The organism is Bradyrhizobium altum (assembly GCF_020889705.1).
Classification (GTDB): Bacteria; Pseudomonadota; Alphaproteobacteria; order Rhizobiales; family Xanthobacteraceae; genus Bradyrhizobium; species Bradyrhizobium altum.
The window spans coordinates 1-7,297 of sequence record NZ_JACMYP010000357.1; the positions used below are offsets into that span (position 1 = coordinate 1).

Genomic DNA, 7,297 nt, shown 5'->3' on the forward strand with positions numbered 1-7,297 from the left:
GACTGCACTCGGTCCCGGGTCCCGCCGCTACGCGTCGGCGCTATGCTGACCCTCCTGCGGGTGCCTCTTTCGCCGCGTCCGCGAGTGGCCTTCGCTTTCGCTCCGCCCACAGGCCTCTCTTCCATAATTGTGAGACTCCTGTGAAAATGCCGGGCGGTTCTCGTATCATTGCCTGCATCACGTTCGCTCAGGTTTTGGCGCGTGCGGCCAGGGCCGCACCGGGCTCTCGTAAACCGAGCCGCGCAGCGTCTCGGTAGGGTAGGCGCGGGATACCTCGAAGAGGATATCCCTACGCCTCCCCCCAAACCGTGCGGGCACTTTTCAATGCACACGGCTTTCCGTATGCGCATGCTCAATGATTCAATTCTTCTCTGGATGGTAACGGCCTGCATCAGCAGAACCTTTCCGTCGAAGAATCTCTTCTACGCATACTGCACATGCCGTTATTCGCGGCATCGTCCTTCCCCCCGATCGGAGGCGCTTTCGGTCCGGTCACCCGGCCTTATACGCATGATCGTCTGTCTCACGGCAGCTGTCCCGGCCATTACGCCGGGCATTTGGGTACTATGACGGCTCCGTCGCCATACAGGTCCTCGAAAGAACCTGTTGCAGGCGATCCCGTAGTTGCGTGTGCGGGGAGTTGCGGTGTGTTTAGGTGTCCCATTCGTCTCCTTGACCCACGGATGGTGGTCGTCCCACGCGGACTGGTGGCAGTTCGCACTGGCCGGTGCGATCTGCCCCGCGTGGCGTAGCGTGTCAGCCGCGTTCGCTACTGCCAGCCCTTTGGCGACTGGAAACTGGGATTCAGGCAATACAGCTTTCACCATGCACACCTTACTCTGTGCTCTCCACCGGACTGCGGCGCCCGATTTTGAGACGTTTCCCGACATGCTCTGGTCCCGTTCCTCTTTCGAGGTCTCAGTCGTTTCCGACACCGGTAAGTCGGGCAAGTAAGAGCCAAACCAGTAGGCTCCATTCTTTCGAACACTCCCTTCTTCTTCACGCCACAACGGCGCACGCCTTGCGGCTTCAATCCCTCGCGCTAGAGCTTTGGTGCTCCTCGCCGGGGGCACTCGGGAAAGGGGCTCGCCTTTCGGCGATCGCTATCACTGCCCCGTTCCCGGGTGCCGCCATTGAACCGGTCTCGTCGCTGCACTCGGACCTGCGTGCCCCTTCGGGTCGCTATGCTCACGCTCTCCGGGTGCCATTTTCCGTTGAGGCGATGCGCCGCTGGCGCACGCCTGATCGGGCCTGCGGCCCTCAGGCAGATTGCGAAGAGGCTGAGAGTAAGAGTGCAGGCTGGTTTTTCCGTGACGGGTTACAAGCTGCGAGAGAGGCTCGCGGTGCCCGTCGCGGAGATCCGCGATGTCAAAACCTAACGCTTGCGCGCGCGCCGGTCTGGACCGGCCGAACCTCTATACCGAAATCACTGACAAGATCATCGCCGAACTTGAGGCCGGACGCGTCCCCTGGGTTCAGCCCTGGGGTACGGCCGTGGCAAGGGCACCCTTAGCGATGCCGAAAAACGCTTCGACCGATCGCTCGTACAGCGGGATCAACATCCTTCTGCTCTGGGGAAGCACGATCGAGCATGGTTACAGCGGTCAAAGCTGGCTCACGTTCCGGCAAGCGCTGTCGCTTGGAGGGCATGTGCGTAAGGGGGAGCGTGGTACCACGGTGGTCTACGCCGACCGTTTCGTCCCGCGTGATGAGAAGCGGCGTGCCGCCGAGACTGGCGACGAAGCGCAGGCCATTCCATTTCTCAAGCGATTTATCGTCTTCAACACGGACCAATGCGCCGGACTCCCCAATGAGATCGCTACCGCGGCTCCGCCACCGCCGCCAGGGCTGATCGAGCCGACGGTGGAGGCTTTGATCAAAGCCACCGGGGTCACCTTTCGGATTGGTGGCGATCGCGCATTCTACGCACCGGCCGAAGACTTCGTGCAGGTCCCGCCGCCGCAGGCCTATTTCGAACCCATCAACTGGCACCGTACGGCCTTGCATGAACTCGGTCATGCGACCGGGCATCCCTCGCGCCTCAATCGCGACCAGAGCGGATCCTACGGTACTAAAAAATATGCCTTCGAAGAACTGGTCGCCGAGTTGAGTTCGGCGTTCAGCTGCGCGTCACTCGGGATCGTGCCGACCGTGCGCCATGCCGACTATATCGGCTCCTGGCTTGAAGTCCTGCGCGAAGACAATCGCGCCATCGTACGTGCCGCCTCACAGGCGAGCAAGGCCGCGGACTATTTGCTCGGCTTCGTTCCCGGGTCCATTGAGCCCGCGTCGCTGGATTCAGCCGTCGCCGATCACGAGGCGGCGTGATGCTTGGCCTCGCGCGAGAGTGAGAGGAGGGGAGGCTGTTCGCGACGGGTTGGAAGCCGAGAGAGAGTCTTTCGGCCGCTCGTCGTGGAGAGCCAAAATGACGAAAGCCGTCCAAAAGATCACGCTGTCGCCTTCGCGGGACATTCCCTTCAACAAGCTCGTGCTCAGCCAGTCGAACGTTCGCCGCGTCAAGGCCGGTGTTTCGATCGCGCAGCTAGCCGAGAGCATCGCGCAGCGTACCCTTCTGCAAAGTCTGAGCGTCCGGGCCGTCGTCGATGCAGATGGCAACGAAACCGGCATGTTCGAGGTGCCGGCGGGCGGCAGGCGCTATCGTGCCCTTGAGCTACTGGTGAAACAGAAACGCATGTCGAAGGTTCAGGCGGTGCCATGCGTTGTGCGTGAAGGGGGCATTGCCGCGGACGATTCTGTGGCGGAGAACGACGAGCGGGTCGGTCTGCACCCGCTCGATCAGTTTCGGGCCTTCCAGATCCTCCGTGATCTCGGCATGAGCGAGGATGACATTGCCGCCCGGCACTTCGTGAACCCTGCGATCGTCAAGCAGCGGCTGCGGCTGGCGTCGGTCTCGCCGAAATTGCACGAGGTCTATGCCGAAGATGGCATGACGCTCGAGCAGCTCATGGCGTTCTCGGTCACTACCGATCACGCTCGCCAGGAGCAAGTCTGGGAGAACGTCAGCCGTTCCGGTTATGACGAGCCATACCAGATCCGCCGCATGCTAACCGAGAACACCGTGCGCGGGTCCGATCGTCGGGCCCAATTTGTCGGCCTCGATGCCTATCGGCACGCGGGTGGCGGCGTTCTGCGGGATCTATTCGAGCACGACGACGGCGGTTGGCTCCAGGACGTCGTGTTGCTCGACCGCCTCGTAACCGAAAAGCTCAAAACAGAAGCTGAGACGATTGCGGCCGAAGGCTGGAAGTGGATCTCAGTCGCCGTAGAGTTCCCCTACGGTCACACTCAAGGCCTACGAGAAATCGAAGGCAAGCCTGTCGATCTCTCGCCTGAGGAGCAGGCCACCATCGATGCCCTGAACGCCGAGCAAGCCAAGCTTGAAACCGAATATCAGGATGCCGACGAGCTGCCCGACGAGATCGATCAGCGTCTCGGCGAAATCGAGGCGGCACTGGCGGCATTCGAAGACCGGCCAATGCTCTACGATCCGACGGAGATCGCCCGAGCAGGTGTCTTCATCAGCATCGATTCCGAAGGACGCCTCGCCGTGGATCGGGGTTACGTCCGGCCAGAGGACGAGGTGCAGGCAAGTGATCCTGATGTCGGGCAGGACGCCGACGTGTCGTCGAGCGAAGGTCAAGAGGAGGGCCCTTCCGTCCAGCGCACGGTCATCGCGGTCGCAGGTAGTGCTCCCGATGCCGAGGATGATGATGAAGACGCGGCCAAGCCTCTGCCGGATCGGCTGATCACCGAGCTGACGGCGCATCGGACGCTGGCATTGCGCGATGCGCTGGCAGAAAATCCCGCGGTCGCGTTCCAGGCGGTGCTGCACAATTTCGTGCTGACGGCCTTTTACCGGTTCGCGTCGTCCGGGAGCTGTCTTGAGATCGGCCTTCGCACGCCGAACTTTCCCGCCCAAGCTCCGGGGCTGAGGGAAAGCGTCTCTGCCAAAGCTGTCGAGGCGCGGCACGAGGCCTGGAAGGTGCGGTTGCCGAAGAGCGAGAACGATCTTTGGGATGCGCTGACGGCTCTCGATGGTGGTGCACAGGCATCGCTGTTCGCCCACTGTGCGTCGTTTGCGGTCAACGCCGTCTATGAGCCGGCCAACCGCTACAATCAGGGCCGTGTCTCCGCTCACGGCGTCCGCACGCGTCTCGACCAAGCTGATGTACTGGCGCGCGCGATCGGGCTCGACATGGTGCAGGCTGGCTGGCGGCCGACCGTCGACAACTATCTCGGCCGGGTCACCAAGCCGCGAATTCTGGAGGCGGTGCGGGAGGCCAAGGGCGAGTCGTCGGCGCAACTGATCGACCATCTGAAGAAGGCCGACATGGCCAAGGAGGCCGAGCGCCTTCTGGATGGCTCAGGCTGGTTGCCGGAGCCGCTGCGTCTCGTCGATGCCGGCGCCTCTTCGGTGGAACCTGAAGGTGAGGCGGGCCCACTGCCCGAATTCCTCGCCGATGAGGAGGATCGGGAGAACGGCAGCGACGACCATCCGCAACAGCTCGACGCGGCTGAGTGACATTATGGAGCGGGATGGCTCCGGCTGTCCTGCGGTCGCTCGGGGACCGGTGCAGAGCGCCGGTCCCCATTCTTATGGGCGAGGCTTGAGAGGGAGAGCCGGGCCGGGAAGGGTTTGAGCCGTCGAGGTCAGAGGAGAGCGCCTGGCGGTTCGACCCCTTCCTGCTCTCCTGAGACATCCTGCCATGACCGAATCTCTCGCCGGCAGCGCTGCCGCCGCGCCGCTTTCGTTGCGCGCCGCTGCAACTTTCACCTCAGCCGCCGTCAGGGCCGCGCGACAGCTGCTGACCGAACTCGAACGCGGCCGGCGCATCGATGCCGCTGTTCTGCGTAGCGCCATGGAGGCTGCCTTCGGCGCCTCCGACGCGGCCGGCGCCTGGAACTGGAAGACCGCCTATGACGTCTGCGAGGCGGCAACTGTTCTGTTTCTTCGCAAGTTCGGACCGGCCATACGGGCCGGGGCTGGCTCGACGGCGGCCATGCTGCCGATGCTCGCGAAGGTCGCGAGCTGTTTGCCGACCCATACGCGGCGTTCCGAGGACAGCCAGGCACTTCAGCAATTTTCGACCCCCATTCCGCTGGGACTCGTCGCATGCACCGCAGCCGGCATTACAACGGTTGATCGCGTTCTGGAGCCTTCCGCGGGGACGGGCTTGCTCGCCGTCTTTGCAGAGCTCGCCGGGGGCGCCTTGATGTTGAACGAGTTGGCCGAGGCTCGCGCAGAGCTGCTCGGCCATCTCTTCGACAACGTTCAGGTCACGCGGTTCGATGCCGCCCAGATTGATGATCACCTCGATGCGAGTGTTATACCTAGCGTCGTCCTGATGAACCCGCCGTTCTCCGCTGTGGCGAATGTCGATCGACGGATGGCGGATGCGGCTCTCCGTCACATCGCTTCAGCGCTCGCGCGTCTTTGCGACGGTGGACGCCTCGTCGCCATCACTGGCGCCAGCTTCGCACCGGATAACCCAGCATGGCGAGAAGCCTTTGTTCGGCTCCAGGAACGCGGGCAGGTAGTATTTTCCGCGGCGATCGGCGGCGCCGTCTACGCGAAGCACGGAACACAAATCGACACACGGCTGCTTGTGATGGACAAGCTGCCCGCTGCCGATCCGACGGCTTTTCCTGCCTCGCCAGGAATGGCGGCCGATGTCGCTGCCCTGCTTGGCTGGGTGAATCAGCATGTGCCACAAAGGCTGCCCGTCGCGATGCCACCGGAGATCGTCGCTATCGAGCGGCCAGAGATGTCGCGACCGACCAGCGCTGTTGTACCGCGCGCATCGTCCTCTTCGACAGGCGCAGCGCCAGAAGGCACCGAACTTACATACGAGACAGTCGAATGGTCGCCGCCGGAAGGTGCTCGGCTCACCGACGCGCTCTATGAGGAATACGGATTGCAGTCGATCCGTATTCCCGGATCGTGCGCACATCCGGCCAAGCTCGTGCAGTCTGCCGCGATGGCCTCCGTGGCACCGCCGAAGCCGTCCTACCGGCCGCACCTGCCTTCGAGCTTGGTGGCAGATGGCCTTCTGTCGGACGCTCAGCTTGAGAGTCTCATCTATGCCGGCGAGGCGCATTCCGAGTTCCTCGCTGGTTCCTGGACGGTCGACGCGACCTTTGATGTTGTCGCAGCCGCGCGCGACGACGCAGAGAATGTCATCCGCTTTCGCCGCGGCTGGTTCTTGGGAGATGGCACCGGCGCAGGCAAAGGGCGGCAGGTCGCAGGGATACTGCTCGACAACTGGCTCAAGGGCCGCCGCCGTGCGGTCTGGATCAGCAAGTCCGACAAGCTGATCGAAGATGCGCAGCGCGACTGGTCCGCGCTCGGCATGGAGCGACTGCTGGTTACGCCCTTGTCTCGGTTTCGCCAGGGCACCCCGATCCGGCTTTCGGATGGCATCCTATTTACCACCTACGCCACGCTACGGACCGACGAGCGTGGCGAAAAGCTTTCGCGTGTCAGGCAGATCGTCGAATGGTTGGGCTCCGAATTCGACGGAGTGATCGTCTTTGACGAGAGCCACGCCATGCAGAATGCAGTCGGGGGCAAAAGCGAACGCGGTGAACAGGCTGCATCTCAGCAGGGCCGTGCGGGCCTGCGGCTCCAGCACGCGCTGCCGAATGCCCGCGTAGTTTATGTGTCGGCGACGGGCGCTACCACGGTCCACAACCTCGCTTATGCCCAACGTCTTGGCCTGTGGGGTGGCGCCGACTTCCCGTTCGCGACGCGTGCCGAGTTCGTCGAAGCGATCGAGGAGGGTGGGGTCGCGGCGATGGAGGTGCTGGCGCGGGACCTCAAGGCGCTCGGTCTCTATGCTGCCCGCTCATTGTCCTACGAGGGCGTCGCGTACGAGCTCGTCGAACACCAGCTGACGCCCGAGCAAGTTCGCATCTATGATGCCTATGCAGATGCCTTCGGCATCATCCATAACAACCTCGACGCCGCGATGCGAGCCGCCAACATCACTGGCGCAACGGGAACGCTGAACGGGCAGGCCAAATCAGCGGCACGCTCCGCCTTCGAAAGCGCGAAGCAGCGCTTCTTCGGGCACCTGCTGACTTCGATGAAGACCCCGTCGCTGATCCGTTCGATCAAGCACGATCTTGAGGCTGGACACGCGGCAGTCATCCAGATCGTGTCGACGGGCGAAGCGCTGATGGAGCGCCGGCTCGCTGAGATCCCGACTGAAGAGTGGGGCGACGTCCAGGTCGACATCACGCCGCGGGAGTACGTGTAATGCCGATATCGACATTA

Annotated in this window: 2 protein-coding genes and 1 pseudogene; all 3 read left to right on the forward strand. The window is 63.0% G+C overall.

The window, feature by feature from the left end; translation table 11 throughout:
- The first annotated feature begins 1,365 nt into the window (after positions 1-1,365).
- Complete coding sequence (locus H8B02_RS43275) at positions 1,366-2,328, forward strand: ArdC family protein (RefSeq protein WP_229171874.1); 963 nt, start codon at positions 1,366-1,368, stop codon at positions 2,326-2,328.
- 97 nt (positions 2,329-2,425) lie between these two features.
- On the forward strand, positions 2,426-4,543 hold the full coding sequence (locus tag H8B02_RS43280) for a ParB/RepB/Spo0J family partition protein (protein WP_229171876.1): 2,118 nt from the start codon (positions 2,426-2,428) through the stop codon (positions 4,541-4,543).
- Positions 4,544-4,727: 184 nt separating this feature from the next.
- Positions 4,728-7,277, forward strand: a pseudogene (locus tag H8B02_RS43285) (strawberry notch-like NTP hydrolase domain-containing protein); the annotation flags it as partial.
- Positions 7,278-7,297: the final 20 nt, after the last annotated feature.